This window comes from Plantactinospora alkalitolerans, from assembly GCF_015690345.1.
In the GTDB taxonomy this organism is placed as follows: Bacteria; Actinomycetota; Actinomycetes; order Mycobacteriales; family Micromonosporaceae; genus Plantactinospora; species Plantactinospora alkalitolerans.
The window spans coordinates 57,384-76,731 of record NZ_JADPUN010000145.1 but is presented as its reverse complement, the minus strand read 5'-3'; the positions used below and the strand labels follow the sequence as shown (position 1 = coordinate 76,731).

Annotated in this window: 17 protein-coding genes; 2 read left to right on the top strand and 15 right to left on the bottom strand. The window is 70.6% G+C overall.

From position 1 onward, the window contains the following. Positions 1-35: 35 nt before the first annotated feature. Together I0C86_RS14510 and I0C86_RS14505 are read left to right on the top strand one after the other, a co-directional pair. Positions 36-521 carry a hypothetical protein gene (locus I0C86_RS14510; protein ID WP_196201736.1) on the top strand — a complete coding sequence of 162 codons (486 nt, stop codon included), beginning with the start codon at positions 36-38 and terminating at the stop codon, positions 519-521. A gap of 117 nt (positions 522-638) precedes the next feature. Beyond that, positions 639-2,375, top strand: a complete 1,737-nt coding sequence (locus tag I0C86_RS14505; RefSeq protein WP_196201735.1) for a hypothetical protein — start codon at positions 639-641, stop codon at positions 2,373-2,375. A 31-nt stretch (positions 2,376-2,406) separates the two neighbouring features. On the opposite strand, the gene I0C86_RS14500 is transcribed toward I0C86_RS14505, so the two are convergent. The 15 genes from I0C86_RS14500 to I0C86_RS14430 form a co-directional block, all read right to left on the bottom strand. Further along, positions 2,407-4,575, bottom strand: coding sequence for an MMPL family transporter (locus I0C86_RS14500; RefSeq protein WP_323373636.1), 2,169 nt, complete (start codon positions 4,573-4,575; stop codon positions 2,407-2,409). 102 nt (positions 4,576-4,677) lie between these two features. After that, the gene (locus I0C86_RS14495; RefSeq protein WP_196201734.1) at positions 4,678-5,067 is read right to left on the bottom strand and encodes a Rieske (2Fe-2S) protein; all 390 of its coding nucleotides are present in this window, start codon (positions 5,065-5,067) and stop codon (positions 4,678-4,680) included. Beyond that, the gene (locus I0C86_RS14490; protein ID WP_196201733.1) at positions 5,064-6,164 is read right to left on the bottom strand and encodes an amidohydrolase family protein; all 1,101 of its coding nucleotides are present in this window, start codon (positions 6,162-6,164) and stop codon (positions 5,064-5,066) included. The genes I0C86_RS14495 and I0C86_RS14490 overlap by 4 nt, the downstream gene beginning before the upstream one ends. 94 nt (positions 6,165-6,258) lie before the next feature. After that, positions 6,259-7,152: an SDR family oxidoreductase gene (locus I0C86_RS14485; RefSeq protein WP_196201732.1), complete on the bottom strand. Its 894-nt coding sequence runs from the start codon at positions 7,150-7,152 to the stop codon at positions 6,259-6,261. Further along, complete coding sequence (locus I0C86_RS14480) at positions 7,124-8,584, bottom strand: aminotransferase class III-fold pyridoxal phosphate-dependent enzyme (protein ID WP_196201731.1); 1,461 nt, start codon at positions 8,582-8,584, stop codon at positions 7,124-7,126. Before I0C86_RS14480 ends, I0C86_RS14485 begins: the two co-directional genes overlap by 29 nt. Beyond that, the gene (locus I0C86_RS14475) at positions 8,581-9,819 is read right to left on the bottom strand and encodes an aminotransferase class I/II-fold pyridoxal phosphate-dependent enzyme (protein ID WP_196201730.1); all 1,239 of its coding nucleotides are present in this window, start codon (positions 9,817-9,819) and stop codon (positions 8,581-8,583) included. The genes I0C86_RS14480 and I0C86_RS14475 overlap by 4 nt, the downstream gene beginning before the upstream one ends. A 24-nt stretch (positions 9,820-9,843) precedes the next feature. After that, positions 9,844-11,244, bottom strand: coding sequence for an aldehyde dehydrogenase family protein (locus tag I0C86_RS14470; protein WP_196201729.1), 1,401 nt, complete (start codon positions 11,242-11,244; stop codon positions 9,844-9,846). A 4-nt stretch (positions 11,245-11,248) separates the two neighbouring features. Beyond that, the gene (gene bcpA, locus I0C86_RS14465; protein WP_196201728.1) at positions 11,249-12,169 is read right to left on the bottom strand and encodes a carboxyvinyl-carboxyphosphonate phosphorylmutase; all 921 of its coding nucleotides are present in this window, start codon (positions 12,167-12,169) and stop codon (positions 11,249-11,251) included. Positions 12,170-12,184: 15 nt separating this feature from the next. Next, on the bottom strand, positions 12,185-13,372 hold the full coding sequence (locus I0C86_RS14460) for an enolase-like domain-containing protein (RefSeq protein ID WP_196201727.1): 1,188 nt from the start codon (positions 13,370-13,372) through the stop codon (positions 12,185-12,187). A gap of 2 nt (positions 13,373-13,374) precedes the next feature. Then, on the bottom strand, positions 13,375-14,778 hold the full coding sequence (locus I0C86_RS14455) for a CMP-5'-phosphonoformate--3-phosphoglycerate phosphonoformyl transferase (RefSeq protein WP_196201726.1): 1,404 nt from the start codon (positions 14,776-14,778) through the stop codon (positions 13,375-13,377). Continuing rightward, positions 14,759-15,307, bottom strand: coding sequence for an adenylyltransferase/cytidyltransferase family protein (locus I0C86_RS14450; protein WP_196201725.1), 549 nt, complete (start codon positions 15,305-15,307; stop codon positions 14,759-14,761). The genes I0C86_RS14455 and I0C86_RS14450 overlap by 20 nt, the downstream gene beginning before the upstream one ends. 17 nt (positions 15,308-15,324) lie before the next feature. Further along, on the bottom strand, positions 15,325-16,080 hold the full coding sequence (locus I0C86_RS14445) for an MBL fold metallo-hydrolase (protein ID WP_323373635.1): 756 nt from the start codon (positions 16,078-16,080) through the stop codon (positions 15,325-15,327). Beyond that, complete coding sequence (gene aepY, locus I0C86_RS14440; RefSeq protein ID WP_196201724.1) at positions 16,077-17,261, bottom strand: phosphonopyruvate decarboxylase; 1,185 nt, start codon at positions 17,259-17,261, stop codon at positions 16,077-16,079. The genes I0C86_RS14445 and aepY overlap by 4 nt, the downstream gene beginning before the upstream one ends. Next, a complete protein-coding gene (gene aepX / locus I0C86_RS14435) occupies positions 17,258-18,226 on the bottom strand; it encodes a phosphoenolpyruvate mutase (RefSeq protein WP_230394142.1) in 969 nt (322 codons plus the stop codon). The genes aepY and aepX overlap by 4 nt, the downstream gene beginning before the upstream one ends. A 49-nt stretch (positions 18,227-18,275) precedes the next feature. Further along, positions 18,276-19,340 carry an NAD(P)-dependent oxidoreductase gene (locus I0C86_RS14430; RefSeq protein ID WP_196201746.1) on the bottom strand — a complete coding sequence of 355 codons (1,065 nt, stop codon included), beginning with the start codon at positions 19,338-19,340 and terminating at the stop codon, positions 18,276-18,278. Positions 19,341-19,348 lie beyond the last annotated feature (8 nt).

Here is a 19,348-nt window from a genome sequence, read left to right as displayed (position 1 = left end):
GCACCGTGGACGAAACACAACCCCTAGGAGACCTGATGACGGCCAACGCGACCCTCCTGAACATCTGGTGCCTGCGCCACTCCACCGGTACCGACTTCGGGGTGAACCAGGCACTCGCCGACCTCGCGCCCTCGATCGCGGTCGCGGAGCTCGGTGGTACCCCGCTCCAGGACTTCCTGAAGAGTCTGCCCGGCGTGGTCGCGGCGATCGACAGTGCGCGATCCGACCCGGACAACCTCTACCTCACCATGGACACGTCCGGCGGGTTGGGAAACTCGATCTGGCCGACCGACCGGTCGACGCTCGACATCCAGGCCGACCAGTCGGTCTCGCCGGGGATCACGGTCCCGGTGGCGTTCTCCCAGAGCCTTTCCCTGTGGGACTTCGACGACGTGTCCGCAGACGACCTGCTCGGCTCGATCACGGTCTTCGAGTCCGAGCAGGGTGCCGGGGAACTCGCAAAGCTCGCGAAGTCCGACGTGGAGAGCTCCTACTACTTCGTCACCTACCGCGTCGACTGAGATGTCGGCGATCGATGGGAGGTGGCGGCAGCTTCCCTGGCTGGGCCCGCCGCTGGACACCGGGGCAGGCAGTGCGGAAATGGGATCGACTCACCGGTAACAGGAAGGACAGGGGACATGGGTATTCAGCACGATTTTCGGAATCTCGCGACCATCGACCTGCGGCGGGTCTTCACCTCGCTGGGGTTCCCGGTCACGGCGTTCCACGCGACGGGCACGCCGGGACCGCTGTTCGACGCCGTCCTGAACGCCGATTCCAGCCGACCCAACGGGCTGTGGTTGTTCAAGGGCGCCGACTACTTCCGTTACGACCTGGAGACCGGAAGGATCGAGGACGGACCCCGGTTGATCGCGGGTAACTTCGGCGGGGACACCCTGCCGCAGATGTTCAGGTCCGGCATCCACTCCGCCGTCTGGGGCGGCCCCGCCTTCCCCCACTTCTGGTACGTCTTCAAGGACGAGATGTTCGTCCGGGTCAACTCCAGCGGCGCCGGACCTGCCGCAGCCGGTGCCGTAGCCGAGTCGACGTGGCGGGTGGACTTCGGACCCCGGGGCGTGCTCGGCCAGTGGGCAACGGGACCGTGGACCAATCCCGACGGAACGTGGCGGACCCCGGGCGTGCCCGTGGGCCTGCACGGACTCGGGTCGCGGTTCCACGGCATGATCCACTTCTTCAAGGACGGCCAGTACGTCCGGCACAACCTCAACACCGGTGGGACGGACGCCGGTCCGATGCCCGTCCGGGACGCCTGGAACCTGCCGGCCGACTTCCCGACCACCATCGACGTCGCCTTCTACGGCACCGGACAGAACGAGGAGAACATCTTCCTCATCTCCGGCCTGCGGTACGTCCTCTACGACTTCCGACAGAACCGGGTGCTCGACCAGGGTTCGGTCGAAACACGGTTTCCCGCGTTCGCCCAGTTCCTCGGCCGACCGCAGCTGTTCCTGGTGGAGGACTACGCCCTGGAGACCCTGGTCGGCCCGCCACACCTCGGACGGCTGATCGACACGAGGTCGATCGGGGCGGGCTCCACCATCAAGCGGATCCTGGTGACCGAGACCACGGACACCTCGAAGACGTCGCTGGGCCAGAGCCTGCTGGCGAGCCAGGAGGCCAGCGTGGTGGCGAACTTCTACGAGAAGGTCGACAAGAACACGTCCAGCAGCGAGGACACCGAGAGCTACAAATACCAACTGAACGCCCAGGCGCACGCCGACGCGAGCGCGAACAGCCTGTGGGGCGGCGAGGCCAATGCCTCACTCAACGTTCAGGGCGGCACCAACACCGCCCGGACGGGATTCAACAAGGCGACCTTCAACTCCATCCAGAACCAGGTGGACGACGCCAAGAGGCAGACCCAGCAGAAGACGTACAACTCCGAGGAGGAGTTCACCCAGTCCGCGAAGATCCTGAAGAAGGAGATCTTCGAGGAGAAGAACTCCACCGACAAGGTCCGGGTCTACGAGTTCTACGAGCAGTTGCAGCCGTACCTGACACTGCTCGTGCTGCGGCACGTACGGGTCGGTTTCTCGGACGGCACCAGCCGCCCCGAGGTGGTGGAACTGACAGCACTTCGGGGGTTGCTCGACCGGGTGCTCGTCGACCCGGGCCGGCAGACCCAGTTGACGGGCTACCTCGGCAGGGAGCTCGCGAACGTCACCGACCAGGAGGGGAAGTCCCGGTCACTGCTGACCGACTCATCGGACCTCGTGCTCAACCGGAACGTGACCTCGACCTACCAGATCCAACGGAGCGACGGGACCGCCCAGACCATCACCGTCCGGGGGATCATCACGGGCGACCGGACCTGGGTCGAGCCGACGTACACGATCACGTGCGTGCAGGTCTGAGATCGACGGCAGCTCGGTGGAGGTACGGGGGTCACCGAGCTGCCGGGGCCGGCGGGGCCACCTCGTCCCGGGGGGTCTCGCTGAGCTCCACCCGTTCGTGCAGCCGGCGCAGCAGCCGGGGCGCGTACCAGATCCGGGGGCCGAAGGCGCGCATCAGGGCCGGCACCAGCACCCCGCGTACCAGGGTCGCGTCGATCAGGATCGCCAGCCCGGTACCGAGGCCGAACATCTGGAGGAAGCTCACCGAACTGGTACCGAAGGCGAAGAAGCTGATCGCGAGCAGCGCGGCCGCCGCCGACACGATCCGGCCGGTCCGGGCCAGGCCCTCGACCACCGCCGTCCGGGTGTCGTGGCCGGCGAGATGCAACTCGTGGATCCGGCTGATCAGGAAGACCTCGTAGTCCATCGACAGCCCGAAGGTGACACAGAGCAGCAGTACGGTCATCGCGGTGTCCAGCGGGCGCGGGGTGAAGCCGAGCCAGTCCGCCAGGTGTCCCTGCTGGAACACCCAGACCATCACGCCGAGGGTCGCGGAGAGACTGAGTACGTTCAACAGCAGAGCGCGGACCGGCTGGATCACGCTTCCGGTGAACAGGAACAGCGCGACGAAGGTGGTCAGTGCGACGAGCAGCCCGGCCAGCGGAAGCCGGTCGCCGATGGCCTTCTTGGTGTCCGCCAGCCGCGCCTCGGAGCTGCTGACCAGGGTCGGCGCGTTCCCGGGCCCGGGAACGGCCCGGATCGCCCGGATGAGTTTCTGCGCGACGTCGGACTTCGGCGGAACCGTGGTGAACACCGACAGCCGTTGCGCGGCCGGGCGCCCCAGGCCGGGGTCCCCAGGGCCGGCGCCGTCCCGGCTGAACGCGCCGACGCTGGTGATGGCGCCGGCCACCCCGGGCAGCGCGACGAGCCGGCCGGCGTACCCGGCGAGGTCGTCCGGGTCGACCTGCCCGGGTACGACGATGTCGGTCGCGGTCCAGACGTTCGCGTCGAAGTGGTCCCGGATGGTGTCGGCGACCTGTCGGCTGGTGACCCGCTGCGGCAACGCCCCCTGGTCCGGGCTGCCGAAGTGCACCGCCGACAGTGGCGCGGCGGCGAGCAGCAGCAGCACGACCACCGGCGTCGCGGTGAGCAGCGGGCGCCGCATCACGACGGCAGCCAGGCCGCCCCAGAACGGCGAGTCGGCTCCACGGACGTCCCGGGACCAGGGCAGCCGACCTCCGTTGATCCGGTGGCCGAGCAACGCCAGCAGGGCCGGGGTCACCACCAGCGCGGTCACGGCGGCGATCAGCACCACGCCGATCCCCGCGTACGCGAAGGAGCGGAGGAAGAACTGCGGAAAGACCAGCAGGGCCGCCAGGGCCGCGGCCACGGTGGCGGCGGAGAAGACGATCGTCCGGCCCGCCGTTCCCATCGTCACCGCCACCGCCTCCGGTACCGGGTCACCGGCGGCGAGCCGTTCCCGGAACCGGCTCACCATCAGCAGGGCGTAGTCGACGCTGAGGCCGAGGGCGAGCGCGGTGGCCAGGTTGATCGCGAACTCGGAGACGTCGGTGACCGAGCCCAGCAGGTACAGCTCGGCGAGGGTGCCGGCGGTGGCGGCGGCCGCGATGGCCAGTGGCACCATCGTCGACATCACACTGCCGAAGACCAGCACGAGCAGCAGCAGGATCGCGGGTACGGCGATCGCCTCGGCCAGCAGCAGGCTCCGGTTGACCTCGTCGCGTACGTCCTGGTTGGCCACCACCTCACCACCGGGAGTGACGGTCACCGGTCCCTCGTCGGCGGGGAACCGGGCCAGTAACGCCTCGGCACGGTCGCTCACCTGCTCGTCGTCCCCGGCGACGTGCCCCAGCACCAGCGCCATCGTGCCGTCGGCCGAGCGGAGGTTCGCCACGTTGTCCTGCCAGTACGAGCCGACGTTCTCCACCCCGGACTCGCCGGCCAGCCGGGCCGTCAGCGCGGCCCCGGCCGCCCGGACGGCGGGGCTGTCCACAGTTCCCTCCTTCGCCCGGACCAGCAGGACGAGGTTGGTCTGCCCGCCGAACTCGGAATCGATCAGCTCCCGGGCCCGGGTCGACTCGGCGGCCGGGTCCTCGAACCCTCCGCTGCGCAGGACGTCGAACGCGCCCATCCCGAGGTAGACCGCGCCGGCGAGCAGCAGTGCGGCGATACCGAGGATCTTCTTCGGATGGCGGGACACGAACCTACCGTGGTTGCGGAGCACTTCGGACTGCCTCCCTGCGGGAACACGTCCGGCCCGGGTTGCCGGCTGTCGGCGGCCGGGCCGGACGTGGTCACCTACTCAGACGTAGACGACGATCTCGTCGGCTTCGACCGCCACCCGGTAGGTGGCGGTACGGGCGGTACCCAACCGGGCCACCGGGCAGCCGGTGGCGGCGTCGATCTCGAAGTTGTGGTACGGGCAGATCAGCACCCAACGATCCGGGTCCTGGATCCGCTCCCCCACCTTCTCCGCCGTCCACATCGCCTCGAACGAGCCGGCCGAGAGCGGACCACCCTGGTGCGTGCAGTAGTTCGACAGCGCCACGTACCCGTGTCCGGGTACGTGACCGACCACGATCTGCCGGTGCCCGACCGCGTGCAGCCGGGTGGTTCCGGGCTTCAGTTCGTCGACTCCGCACACGACGTGGCGTTGGCGACGCCGGGTCGACGTCTGCTCGGTCGTGCTCATCGCGCCTCCCCGAGTTGGTAGAATTTCGCCGCGTTGTCGTGCAGCACCTTCCGCCGGATGTCGGGTGGGAAGGAACTCGGCAGCGAACGGTCCGGGGCGTCGAAGTCCCAGTGCGGGTAGTCCGACGAGAACATCAGGAACTCGTCGTTACCCACCATCTCAAACATCTGGTACAGGTGATCGGGGTTCTCCGCGAACTCCATCGGCTGGGTGGTGAACCTGACCTGGTCCCGGATGTACTCGCTGGGCAGCCGCTTCACCCACGGAACCTCCCGGCGCAGACTCCGGTAGTTGTGGTCGAAGCGCCACATCAGGTGCGGCAGCCAGGTCCAACTGGACTCGATCATCACCACCCGCAGGTCGGGGAACTTCTCGAAGACCCCGTGGACGACCAGGCTGATGAGCTGGCACTGCCAGGCCTGGGAGATCGCGGTGTGCCACTCCAGGAAGTAGGTGGGCAGGCCGACGGCGGTCTCCACGTTCGCGCCCTGGTGGAAGCCGACCACCAGCTTGTTCCGGACCGCCGCCTCGTAGATCGGGTGGTAGTAGTCCCGGCCCATCGTGTCGTGCGAGATCACCGGAAGCAGGACCTGCACCATCTGGGGATGCGAGGCCCACTTCTCGATCTCGGCCACCGCGTCGTCCGGACGTTGCGCCGCCACGCAGATCGAGCCGAGGAAGCGGGGATCCTTGGCCAGCCACTCGTTGACGAGCCACCGGTTGTACGCCTGGGAGAGCCCGACCGCGAAGTCCGGCTGCACCTTGAACTCGCTCGGATAGAGCAGTCCGGTCAGTACGGCGTGCTTGATGTTGAATGCGTCGAGGTGCTGTGATCGCATCAACTGGTAGTCGGAGCCGGCCCGGAACCCGTTGGACGGTCGGGCGTCCGGTCGGGCGAGCCCGCCGGTGGTGGGCCAGGAGTACGGGATGGAGATGCCCATCCAGTTGTCCGGGTGGATCCGCCCCCGCCAGGGCTCCTCGACGTACTGGAGGAACTCCAGCGGGTTGCCGATCATCTCGTGCACGTCCGTGTCGATCACCGACAGTGCGCTGGGCGTGCTGTCCGGTACGGCGGACCGGTCCAGGGTCTGGGTCATGGTTCTCCTCCGAGCTGCTTTTTCTCCTCAGGGATGTGCACGGTCTTTCTCCTCAGGGATGTGCACGGGTCTTCTCGTAGCGGATGTGCAGGGTTCAGAGGCCGTACCGGCGGGCGACCAGCCGCTCGGCGACGCGGTCCGGCAGGAAGCGCCGGACGAACCGCAGGGTGCCGCCGTTGCCGCCGATCATGGACACCACCGGCAACCGGTCGGCCCGGCTCAGCCGCCAGATCCGCTCGGCCACCTCCGTCGGGTCCGCCGCGTTCTGGTGCTGGGCCCGGACCCGGGCGCTGACCACGCCCAACCGGTCCCGGTACGGCGAGTCCGGCGTCGTGTGCCAGGCGCGGTGCCGGTCGATGGCCGACCGGAAGTAGGCCGGCTGGACCAGGGTGGCCTGGATGCCGAACGGCTGGACCTCGGTGCGCAGCGCCGTGACGAAGCCGCGCAGGGCCAGTTTCGAGGCCGCGTAACTGCCCTGGAACGGCACCGGGAACTCGGCCATCATGGAACCCACGAAGATCAGCCGGCCGTGCCCGGCGGCCCGCATCGCCGGCAGTACCGCCCGGGTCAGCGCGACCGGTCCCAGCACGTTGATCCGGAACAACTGCTCCAGATGCTCCTCCGGCAGGTCCTCCAGGGCGCCGCCCTGGCTGTGCCCGGCGTTGTTCACCAGTACGTCGACCGGACCGGCCGCCTTCGCGCACGCCTGTACGCTCGCCGGATCCGACTGGTCCAGGGCCAGGTAGGTCACGCCGGGGACCCGGTCCGCCGACGGGATGTCGTCGGGATTCCGGGAGGTGCCCAGCACCCGCATCCCCCGCTCGACGAAGAGCCGGGCGACGGCGAGCCCGATCCCCGAGGTTGCCCCGGTGACCAGGACCGTCCCGGCCGGCCGGGCGCCGGTCGACGGCCCGCCCGAGGCCGCGGAGACCGGTTCGGCCGGAGCACCGGAGACCGGTTCAGCCGAGGAGTTCGACGAGTCGGCCATACGCGTTCACCACCCGGTCGCTGTCGGCCCGGGTGTGCCCGCAGGAGAGCATGTCCCGGCCCATCCGGGACAGCACCCCGGCGTTGACCACCGGAATCATGTAGTCGGCGAGCAGCGCCCGACGGGCGATGATCTCCGGCAGCCGCTCGGCCTCAACGAGCAGCGCGTGCGGCGCGGTCAGTTCGATCCGCAGGATCGTGCCGAAGTGGTATGCGAAGAACGGCACGCCACCGGCGGAGAACAGCGCGTTGAGCCGGACCACCAGGTCGGCGGTGACCGCGATGGCACCGTCGAGAACGCCGGGCCGGGTCAGTTCGCCGAGGGTGTGGTAGCAGGCCGCCGCCGACAGCACGTTGCCGGACATGGTGCCGCCGATGTAGGTGAACGGCCGTCCGTCCGGCAGTCCGGTCCCGGCCGCCTCGATGATCTCCCGCCGCCCGGCGACCGCCCCGCAGGACGGGTAGCCGTTCATCAGTCCCTTGCCGAGAGTGATCAGGTCCGGGCGGATGCCCAGCACCGCGTGCGCGCCGCCGATTCCGGCCCGGGTGCCGGTGACGACCTCGTCGAACACGTACAGCGCACCGTGCTGGTGAGCCAGCGCGATGGCCTGTTGGTGGAAGTCGTCGGCGAACGGCACCAGGCCGGACTCGCCGCCGAACGGTTCGCTGATCACCGCCGCGACGTCACCGGCGGCCAGCGCCGCCGCCAACTCGTCCAGCCGGTGCGGGTGCACCAGCACGGTGTGCGCGTAGTGCTCCGGTGGTACCCCGCCGGCCATGAAGTCGCCGGACCCCGGCACCTCCAGGTCCACCATGAACTGGTCTCCCCAGCCGTGGTAGTGCCCCCGGAACTTGATGATCTTCCGTCGCCCGGTGTACGCCCGCGCGATCCGGGCCGCCGCGAGGTCGGCCTCGGCGCCGGAGCCCACGAACCGGACCGCCTCGGCCGCCGGAAAGACCTCGATGATCCGTTCTGCGGCGAGCACCTCGAACTCGTCGAGGTGGCCGTGGAAACCGGTGCGGTCCCGAAGCAGGTCGACGACCGCCGCGTTGAGCCCGGGATGGTTGTGCCCCAGGCTGAGCGCGCCACCGGCCAGGATGCAGTCGACGTACCGGTTGCCGTCGACATCGACGACCACGCCGCCGGTGCCGTGGTCCAGGAACAGCGGGTACGGCGAGGAGAGCGGATCCACGTGCTCGCTCCCCCGGGCCAGCACCCCCTGGGCCCGCTGGAACAGTGCCGCCGAACCGGGCGTACGACGCCGGAACTCGGCCAGCTCCGCCTCCAGCCGCTCGGGTGCGATCCGTCGCATCGGCTCGGCGGCGATCGCCGACGCCCGGGCCAGGATCTCCGCCGCCGGGGCGCTACCCGGTCGACGCGTCAGTCCGGTGCCGCCGGCCGGCTCGGTGCTCCGGGCCAGGTCGGTGCTCACCGGAGCGCGGACAGCGCCATCTCGCTCCGTCCGGTCACCTCCTCGTACACCCGGCGCAGCGCGTCCACGGTGTACGTGACGTCGCTGTGCTCGTGCGTGGCGGTGGCGATCAGCCGGAGCTGGACCACCCCCGGAGGCACCACCGGATAGGTGACGGCAGAGCAGAAGATCCCGTACTGGTGCCGGAGCCGCTCCAGGAAGACGGCGGTCTTCGCGGCCTCCAGTCCGAGGAACACCGGGGTCACCGCACTGGACGGATCACCGATCTCGAGCCCGACCCCGCGCAGGTCCTCCCGCAGGTGCGCGGCGATCTCCAGGCACTTGCGCCGCAGCTCGGGGCGGTTGCGCATCATGTCGAGCCGGACCCGGTTACCGGCAACGACCGGCCACGGCAGTCCCTTGGAGAAGATCTGCGACCGCATCCCGTACCGCAGCCGCCAGATGATCTCGGCGTCCGAGGCGACGAAGGCGCCGATGCTGGCACCGGCCTTGGCGAAGGTTCCGAAGTACAGGTCGATGCCGTCCTGGCAGCCCTGCTCCTCCCCGGTCCCGCCACCGTCGGGACCGAGTACCCCGAAGCCGTGCGCGTCGTCGACCAGGAGCCGGAAGTTGAACCGCTGCTTGAGTGCGACGATGTCCCGCAGCCGCCCCTGTACGCCGGACATCCCGAAGACGCCCTCGGTGACGACCAGCACCGCCTCGTCGTCGCCGCGCTCCGCCTCGATCCGGGTCAGTACCGCTTCGAGTCGCTCGATGTTGTTGTGCGGGAAGGATTTTGCCTTGCCCCGGTGCAGCCGGATGCCGTCGATGATGCAGGCGTGGCACTCCGCGTCGTAGACCAGCCAGTCCCGCCGGCTGAGCAGCGAGTCCAGCAACGAGATCATCCCCTGGTAGCCGAAGTTCAGGAACAGCGCGTCGGGCTTGCCCGCGTACGCCGCCAGCTCCGACTCCAGCATCTCCAGGTCCTCGGTCTCGCCGGACATCATCCGCGAGCCCATCGGCGCCGCCAGGCCGTACCGGGCGGTGAACCGCGCGTCGGCGGCCCGGACCTCCGGGTGGTTGGCCAGCCCGAGATAGTTGTTCAGGCTCCAGACGAGCTGGTCCGTGTCGCCGTACCGCATCCGGCTGCCGATCTCGCCGGTCAGCCTCGGAAAGGCGTACCTGCCGTGGATGTCCCGCGACATCTGCGCGATCGGGCTGCCCGGACTGTTGATGACCTTCTCGAACAGGTCCACTTGCGTCCTCCCCTGTTGATGCTGTTAGACCGGCCAGCCGTAAGGCACGGTGACCGTCTTCGTGGTGCTCATCTCGCGGATCGCGTAGCGGATGCCCTCCCGCCCGAGTCCGCTCGCCTTCACTCCGCCGAACGGGATGTGCGGCGAGTCGAACTGCGGCCCCTCCAGGAGGTTGATCGCCCCCACCCGCAGTCGCGCGGCGAGCTGCCAGAACGCGGCGCTGTCATTGGTGACCACGCCCGCCTGTAGGCCGTACGCCGTGCCGTTGGCGACCTCGACCGCCTCGTCCAGTCCCCCCACCCGGAGCACCGGCGCCACCGGACCGAACGTCTCCTCGCGGACCAGTTCGGCACCGGGTGGCACCCGATCGAGGACCGTCGGCGCGACGAGTGCGCCGTTCCGGTCACCCCCGTGACACAGCCGCGCCCCGGCGGCGACCGCCGACTCCACCCGCCGCTGCACCAGTTCCGCCGCCGCCTCGTCGATCAGCGGTCCGACCTCGGTCTCGGGCCGGCGCGGATCGCCGTACCTCCTGGTCCGGCTGGCCTCGACGAGCCGTTCGACGAATTCGTCCGCGACCTCGGCCCAGACGATGATCCGTTTCACGCCCCGGCAGGACTGCCCGGCGGTGGCGTACGCCCCGTCGGCGGCCAGCCGGGCGGCGAGGTCGAGGTCGGCGTCGGGCAGTACCAGCAGCGGATCGTTGCCGCCCAGTTCCAGCAGCAGCTTCTTTCCGGCCGCCGCGACCGCGACCGCCCGGCCGGTCGACACGCTGCCGGTGAAGGTCACCATGTCGACGCCCGGATGCCGGGCCAGCGCGCCGCCGACGCCGGCCGGATCACCGGTGAGGACCGCCAGCATCTCCTTCGGATAGCCGGCCCCGGTGAGCAGCTCGGCGAAGGCGAGCGCGGTCAGCGGGGTCCGCTCGGACGGCTTGAGCACCAGTGCGCAGCCGGCGGCGATCGCCGGGGCGGCCTTGACCACGACCTGGTTGAGCGGCCGGTTGAACGGGGTGATCCCGGCGACCACGCCGACCGGTTCCGGCACGGTGACAGCCAGCCGGGCCGTCCCGGGGACCGGAATGGACTCGCCGCGCAGCCGCTCCGCCTCTGCCGCCGCGACCCGCAGGTTCGCCACCGCCCGGTTGACCTCCCGGGCCGTCTCCCGGACGCAGACGCCGGACTCGGCCGTGATGAGCTGGGAGAACTCCTCGGCGCGCGCCTGCAACGCGGTCGCCGCCCCGGTCAGCACCGACACCCGCTCGTCGATCGGCATCGACCGCCGCCGACCCGCGACCGCGCTGACCGCGGCGTCCACCTCGGCCGGGCCGTCCCGGGGCACCCGGCCGAGATCGGCCCCGGTCCACCGGTCGCGCACCGGTACGTCGTCCCCGGTCGAGGGAAGCAGTTGCCCGTCGAGGAACACGGGATCAGTCCTTCCCGTCCCGGACGACGTCGCCGGTCCCGTTGTCGTCGTCCCGGACGACGAACCGCCGCTCCAGTTCGGAGATCTTCGAGTACTCGAAGACCTCGAACAGCTCGTCGAACGTCATCTTCAGGCCGTGCCGGTCCCAGAAGTTCTGCGTCGTACCCTCGTCGCGCAGCGCGGCGAAGGTCTTGCGGAGGATCGCGGTGGCCGCGTACCAGCCGGAGAGCGGGTAGATGGCGAGGTTGTAGCCGATCGCCTCCAGCTCCTTGGTGGTGAGCCACGGCGTCTTGCCGCCCTCCACCATGTTCGCCAGCAGCGGGGCGTCGATCTCGTCCCGGACCCGCTTCATCTCGTCGACGGTGAGCATCGCCTCCAGGAAGATGCAGTCCGCTCCGGCGGCGACGTACTCCCGGGAGCGGCGGATCGCCTCGTCGAGGCCGAGCTTCTCCCGGGCGTCGGTACGGGCGATCAGCACCCAGTCCGGGTCCTCCCGCGCCTCGACCGCGGCTGCGATCTTGCCGACCATCTCCTTCGCGCTGATCAGCCGCTTGCCCTCCAGGTGACCGCAGCGCTTCGGCACGACCTGGTCCTCCAGGTGGCCGCCGACGATGCCGGCCCGCTCGAACTCCCGTACGCAGCGCCAGGTGTTCATCGCGTTGCCGTACCCGGCGTCGATGTCCATGATCACCGGAAGGTCGACGGCCAGGGTGATGTTCTTGGCGTTCCACGCCATCTCGGTGATCGTGGCGAAGCCGAGGTCGGGCAGGCCGAGCATGCTCGCCGAGGTGCCGGAGCCGGTCATGTGGACGGCGCTGAAGCCCGCCTGCTCGATCACCTTCGCCGACAGCGCGTCGTACGCGCTGGGTACGACGAGCAGCTCGGGCGCGTTCATCAGGTCCTTGAACTGCTTTGCACGGGACACGGTGCACTCCTTCGTTCAGCGGACGGCAACGGGGGGTTCGGCCGGCACGGTCTCGGCCAGCCGGAGCAGTTGGTTGTACTTGGCGAGCCGGTCGCCGCGACGCGGCCCACCGACCTTGATCAGTTCCGCGCCGACACCCACCGCGAGATCGCACATCGCGGTGTCCTCGGTCTCACCGGACCGGTGCGACACGGCGGAGACCAGTCCCGCCTCCCGGGCCGCCCGGGACGCCTCGAGAGTGGCGGTCAGCGTGCCGGCCTGGCTCAGCTTCAGCAGGATCCCGTCGGCAAGCGAGGAATCCACCCGGGCGGCGTCGGTGGCGAACAGGTCGTCGCCGATCACCGTGGTCGTCGGCGGCAGGTCCCGGCGCAGCGCCCGCCAGGCGGGTTCGTCGGCCGGGTCGAAGGGGTCCTCCAGGTAGCTCAGCGGATACCGCTCGACGAGCGCCGACAGCCGTCCCGCCAGTTCGGCAGAACTCAGCACGTCCGGACCGAGCCGGTAGGCGCCGGGCCGTTCGACGAGATGTTCCGCGGCGACGTCCACCCCGTACGACACCGCGCCCGTACCTCCGGCCGCGGCGACCACGTCGTGCAGCAGGGTCAACTGCCGCTCGCTGTCGACCGGCACCAGCAGCCCGCTCGACGGCGAGAACCGGGCGGGGCCGAACCGCTGCTGGACCTGCCGTTCCGCCTCGTCGAAGACGACCCGGGCCAGTTCGATGTCTCCGGTCAGTCCGCCGGTGTCCGGGATGACCATGATCTGCTGGAAGCCGGCCGGTGGACCGTTGCCGTGGATGCCGCCGGAGAAGACGTTCACCAGCAGCCGGGGCACCCGGGGCGTGGTGCCGGCGAGCCGGGCCAGGTACCGGTGCAGGGTCAGCCCGTGGGCCGAGGCGACGGCCCGGGCGAAGGCCAGCGACACGGCGAGGGTCTCGGCCGCCCCGACGTCCGACCGGGCCACCCGCAGATCGAGGTCGGCCTGGTCGTCGACGTCCTGCCCGAGCAGCGCCCGGTGCAGCTCCCCCGGAGCGAGCGGACCCAGCAGGGTCGGGTCGCCGAGCGGGCGTTCCCGCCGGCCGGGCGCGATGGCGCGCGGGCTCGACCCCCGACCGTGGTACCGGTCGTCCAGGACCACGTCGGCCTCCACGGTGGCCCTGGCCCGGGAGTCGAGGATGCCGCGCAGCCGCAGACCGGTGATCCGCATCCTCAGCTCCCCCTGCGCAGCCGGAGCAGCCAGGGCAGCAGTTCGCTGGCCCGACCGGCCGGAAGACCACCACCGGCGGCGGCCCGCTCCCCGAACTCGGTCACCCCGTCCGGTCGTACGCCCGGACCGGTGACCACCGCCGGTACCCGGTCCGGCGCGTGGATGCCGAGTTCGCAGGGGGTGGCGTGGTCACAGGTGACGACGAGGGTGTCCAGCGGGCCGAGCCGGGCGCGCAGCGGCCCGACGAAGTCGGCGTCGATGTCGCGGATCGCGGCCACCTTGTCGTGCGGCCGACCGTCGTGGCCCGGCTCGTCGGGCCCTTTGAGGTGTACGAAGACGACGTCGGCGGGATCGTCCAGCAACGCCGGCACCAGCTTCCGGTAGAACGCCGGGTCGTCCTGCCCCGGCCCGGCCTTGGCGACGGTGAACCTCGCCCCGATCAGTCGGGCGAGTCCGCGCTCGGCCGGAACCTGGCCGTACATCGCCAGCCGCAGGCCGCGCTGGGCGGCGAACGACGGCAGTACCGGAAGGGTGTCGCCGCCGTCGCGGACCAGGATCAGGTTCGCCGGTCGCCGGCCGGCCGCCCGGCGGGCCAGGTTGACCGGATGCTTCTCCAGCACGGCGGCACTACGCTCGACGAACTGGTTCACCAGCCGCGCGGTCACCTCTGCGGCCCGGCCGTCGTCGGGCCCGTTCACCTCGTCGGGCCCGTTCACCTCGTCGGTCCCGTTCACCTCGTCGGTCCCGTTCACCTCGTCGGCGGGTGCCGGGCGGCAGCGCAGTGGTGTCGAGGGAGGATCGGCGACCGGCACCCCGAACGGGCCGCGCGCGACGAACCCGGGGTCGGTGTTGGTGACCCGGCCGGAGAGCGGCACCGTCCGGCTGGTCAGGGCCAGGATTCCCCGGTGCCGGCCGAAGCCGGTCAGCCGGACCGACACGTCGCCGGAAAGGCGTACCTCGGCCCGGACGCTCGTCACCAGAGCCTCGAGCTCGTCGTCCGACAGATCGCGGGACGTACGCCGGTCCAGCCGACCCGTGTCCGGCTGCCAGCTGGCGAAGTTGATCCGGAACGCCACCGAGAAACCGTCGGCGTCCCAGAAGTCCATCCCGAGCCCTTCCAGCGGTCCCCGGCCGGTGTAGAAACGCACCGGGTCGTAGCCGAGCAGGGCCATCGCGCCGGAGTCAGACTCCGGCGGCACGTCGGACCGGATCACCTCCAGCAGACCGCTGCATCCGGTCCGGGCCAGCTCGTCGAGGTGCGGGGTGGCCGCCGCCTCGAACGGGGTCCGGTCGGCCAGCTCCGCGATCGGCCGGTCACCGCCGCCGCAGAGCGCGACCACGAAGACCCGGCCGTCGCCCGCAGCGGAATCCGCCGGGTCCGCCCGCTCAACCACGGATTCGCGCATCGATCCCACACTCCTTGATCACGGAGGCAACCGCGGGCGGGACCAGTTGCTCCCAGTCGGCGTTCGCGGCGATGGCCCGGCGTACCCGGCCGCCGCTGATCGGTTTCTCGACCCGGCGCCACATCACCTCGGTCGTCAGGCCGAGCGCGCCGAGGCGGTCGAGCTTCTCCGCGCCCCAGTCGTCGTAGATGGTCAGCAGGTAGACGGCCTCCGGCGGCGCGTAGTAGCGCAGCCGTTCCGGGAAGCTGTGCGGGAACGGCACGATCCGCAGCCGGTGGTGCGGCACACCCGCCTCGGTGAGCGCGGCCTCCGCCATCAGGTACCGCTCGTAGTACGTGCACGGGTTCGCCGCCACCGACCCCCGTACCGGATCGGTGGGTTCCTCGGCGGTCTGGAACGGGTCCGGGTTGGTGATGCCCACGACGAGCGTGTCGCAGCGGGCGGCACCGGCGAGCAGGTATTCCAGGTGTCCGAGGTGCAGGGGTTGGAACCTGCCGTGGATGACGCCGAGTGGGTAGGGATGGTCCACCGGATCCTCCGGATCGTCTAGACGTCGAGAACGAGATCGTCGTCGGCCAGTTCGAGGTGCGGTTCGAGGTCGAGCGAGCCGGCGCTGGCGAGGACGTCGGGCCCGGCGTGGGTGAGGACGATCCGCCGGCAGGTGAGCCGGGGAAGGTTGTCCCGGAGCATCGGCAGGTGCAGGTGGAACGGCACCGCCCGGGTGACCGTGTACGCCTCGCAGACGAACAGATCCGCCCCGTCGGCCACGGTGACCAGGGTCTCGGTCCAGGCGGTGTCGCCGCTGTAGGCGATGACCCGACCGGCGAGCCCGATCCGCAGGCAGAGCGCGGGCGCACCGGCGAAGTGCTCCGCCGGGTACGCCTGCACCGTCAGCTCCGCGAGATCGAGCCGGCCGTGCGGCTCGATCTCGCGGACCGTCACCTCGAAGCGCCGGGTGATCCGGGTCGAGCCGGGAAAGAGCAACTCCATGGCCTGACGCAGCCGCTCCTGGGTGCCCGGCGGCCCGATCACCTCCAGCGGCGCGGTCCGCCGCCGGAACTGACCGTCGAGGATCAGGTACGGCAGTCCGGCGAAGTGGTCGCCGTGCAGGTGTGACAGGACCACGGTGCCGACGTCGTTCGGCTCGATACCGTGCCGCTTCAGCCCGATCAGGGCGGTCGCTCCACAGTCGAGCAGCACCGGCGGGCCGTCCGCCGGACTCAGGTGTACGCAGGTCTGCAGCCGCCCGCCGCTGCCGAACGCGTCGCCCGAGCCGGCGAAGGTCACCCGGATACCGGTCACGCCCCGACCCCCAGCACTTCGTCCGCGCCCACCCTGTCCGGGGCGGGGGCGGCGGTGACGAACCGCCGGAACCGCCGGGCCACCTCCGCCGGGGTCACCGCCGGACGGCCCAGCCCACTGCGGGATCCCGGCCTGGTGCGGAGCCGGACCAGGCTCGGCCCGGGCCCGGCCAGCGCCGCCCCGAGCGCCACCCGGAACGCCTCGGGCCGGGTGCAGTCGTGCAGTTGCCGGTAGCCGCAGGAGGCGGCGGCGGCGACCAGGTCCACGGTGGACGAGAGCGTGCGCTGTCCCCCGGTCGAGTCGTGCACGCCGTTGTCCAGCACGACGTGCACGAGGTTGTCACCCCCGTACGCCCCGATCGTGGCGAGGCCACCGAGCCGCATCAGCAGGGCGCCGTCGCCGTCGACCACCACCACCGGCCGGGTGGTGTGCGCGGCCACCCCGAGCCCCACCGCTCCGGCCGAACCCATCGCGCCGACCAGGTAGAAGTGCTGGTCGCGGTCGGCGATCTCGTACAGTTCCCGACTGGTCATCCCGGTGGTCGCCACGACGGCGGCACTCTCCGGCAACTCGGACAGCAGGCACTCGAGCGCCGCCCACCGGCTGGGTGCCGGACCGTCGGGCAGGTGCCGGACGACCCGGCCGGTACGTCGGGGCAGCGCGGACTCGCAGAGTGGCTCCGCCGCGACCGTCCCCTTCGGAATCACGAAGGCGTACGGCCGCTCGGCCCGGAGCAGCTCGCCGGTGGCCACCGCGAACGCGTCGGACAGCTCGGCCGGGTCGGCCGGCAGCGTCGCGTGCGGCACCTCCATCAGGTCGAGCAGCCCCGGCGTGATCCGCCCCATCTGAGCGTGCTGCGGCTCGTCGGGGCGGCCGGGTTCACCCCGCCAGGTGACCAGCAGCAGCGCCGGGATGTTGGCCGGGTGCAGCAGCGAGGTCAGCGGGTTGACCATGTTGCCGAGACCGGAGTTCTGACTGATGACACAGCCGAGCCCGCCACCCAGCCAGGCACCGGCCGCGATCGCCGCCGCCTCGCCCTCCTGGGTGGCGGCGAGGTAGCGCACCCTCGGATCGCTGATGGCCCGGTTGATGACCGGGGTGAGGAAGGAGCACGGCACCCCGGTCACCATGGTGACCGAGTGGTCGACCAGGGCTCCCATCAGCTCTTCGGCACGGATCATGGAGCGTTCCCCCCGGTCACCGTGGACAGCACCGGCGGGTCGAAGGAGGCGTACCGCCGCTCCTCCCGCTCCAGGTCCTCGTAGCCCAGCAGTGCGAAGACCTCCTTGAGCGAGGCGATCTCCTCCTCGACGCCGCTGATCACCCCGCTCGACCGCATGTCGCGGCAGGCCTTGCGCATCGCGCTGAACGCGGCCCGCATGCTCTGGTTCGCCCAGATGACCCCGCCGACCCCGATCTGCCGGAACTCGTCCAGCGTGGTCCGGTGGTACGTCGTCGGTGCGATCACGATCGGCACCCGGCCATGCCATCGGGCCGAGAAGGCGGCGATCTCCACCGCCGTCGGTTGCCGGGAGTGCACGAAGATGGCGTCGGCGCCGGCGGCCGCGTACGCCTCGGCCCTGGCCACCGCCTCCTCGACGGGCTGGCCGGCGATGAACGCCTCGGTGCGGGCGACGACGACGAAGCCCGGGTCCTGCTGCCCGTCCTTGCAGGCCTTGATCTTTCCGCAGAACTCGGCGATCGGCACCAGTTCGTGCCCCACCCCGAAGAAGGAGTTCATCTTGGGGAAGGTCTTGTCCTCGAAGCAGACTCCGGCGGCACCGATCCGTTCGGCCCGGCTGGCGAACCGGCGCGCGGTGTTGAAGTTGCCGTGCCCGGTGTCACCGTCGACGAGCACCGGTACCCGGGTGTTGTCCACCATGCTCTCGACGCTGTTCAGCAGTTGTGTCCAGGACGCCTCGTCGCTGTCGCGTACGCCGAGGGCGGTGGAGATGCAGAGTCCGGACGCCCAGAGGGCGCGGAATCCCTCCTCGACCGCGATCCGGGCGCTGAGCCCGTCGTGCACGCCCATCAGGACGCAGGGCGTGTCGTCGACGAGCAGGCGGCGGAGCTGGTCGCCCGGCGACATGCTGCTGGGGCGCTGGCCCGTGGTCGGGCCCGGACCGGTTTCTTCCGATGTGGTCAACGTTCCTCCAAAGAAGTGGCGAGCTGGCTGCGGTGGCGGCCGTTGGTGTTCACGCCAGCCGTCCCTCGGGCGGCGGTGCGTCGTCGACGAGCACCGCACGGATGCCCGCGGCGATACGGCGGCGCAGGCTCAACTCGGATTCGGCGGACAGGAACGCGCGATGGGAGCTGACGATCACGTCGTTCCGGGCGAGCAACTTGCGGGCGGTGGGTGATGCGTTCGGGTCCTCGGGCGCGAAGACGTCGGAGGCGAAGCCGGCCAGTTGACCCGTGTCGAGTGCGTCGAGCACGGCGGTGGTGTCGACGAGTTTGCCCCGGGCCGTGTTGACCAGCAGGGTTCCCGGTGCGGCGGCCCCGAGTGCCGCCGCACCGATCAGCCCGTCCGTTTCCGGGGTCAGCGCCGCGTGGACCACCACGGCGTCCGCCGCGGCGAACAACTCGCCGAGGCTCCGGACCGGTGTGACGCCGTGGCTGGCCATCAGGTCGGCCGCCACGTACGGATCGTGGGCCAGGACGTGGTGGTAGAACGGCTGGAGCTTGCGGGCGCTGGCCCGGCCGATCCGGCCGAAGCCGACGATCCCGACCGTACGTTCGCAGGTGCGGCGCGGTATGCCGCCCCGGTGGATTCCCCACCGGTTGTCCCGGACCAGCCGGTCCTGTACGCAGATCTGCCGCTCCAGTCCGAGCAGCAGCGCCACGGTGTGGGTGCTCACCTCGTCGCCGCAGTAGTCCGGCACGTTGAATCCGTAGATGCCGGCGGTGGCGAGCAGGTCGGGACGGAGGTTGTCGAAGCCGACGCCGCTGCGGGCGACCACCCGGCAGCTCGGCCGGAGTGCCTCGACGAGTTCCGAGGTGACCTGGCACCGGTAGATGACCAGTGCGTCGGCGCCCCGGGCCGCGTCGAGCAACTGGTCGCCGGAGGTCACGAAGCCGCTGTCGGCGTTCGGGGCGACCTCCGGGTCGCCGGTCGGGTCGAGGTCGGCTCCGCTGTGGAACGGGCCGATCTCGACGTCGACGTCCGGTCCGAGGATGCCGCGTTCCAGGTCGGCGCGGTTCGGATCGGGTCGGCCGCTGGCGTCGAGCGCCCAGGCCGGGTCGGTGTAGACCACTCGCATCGTTGCCA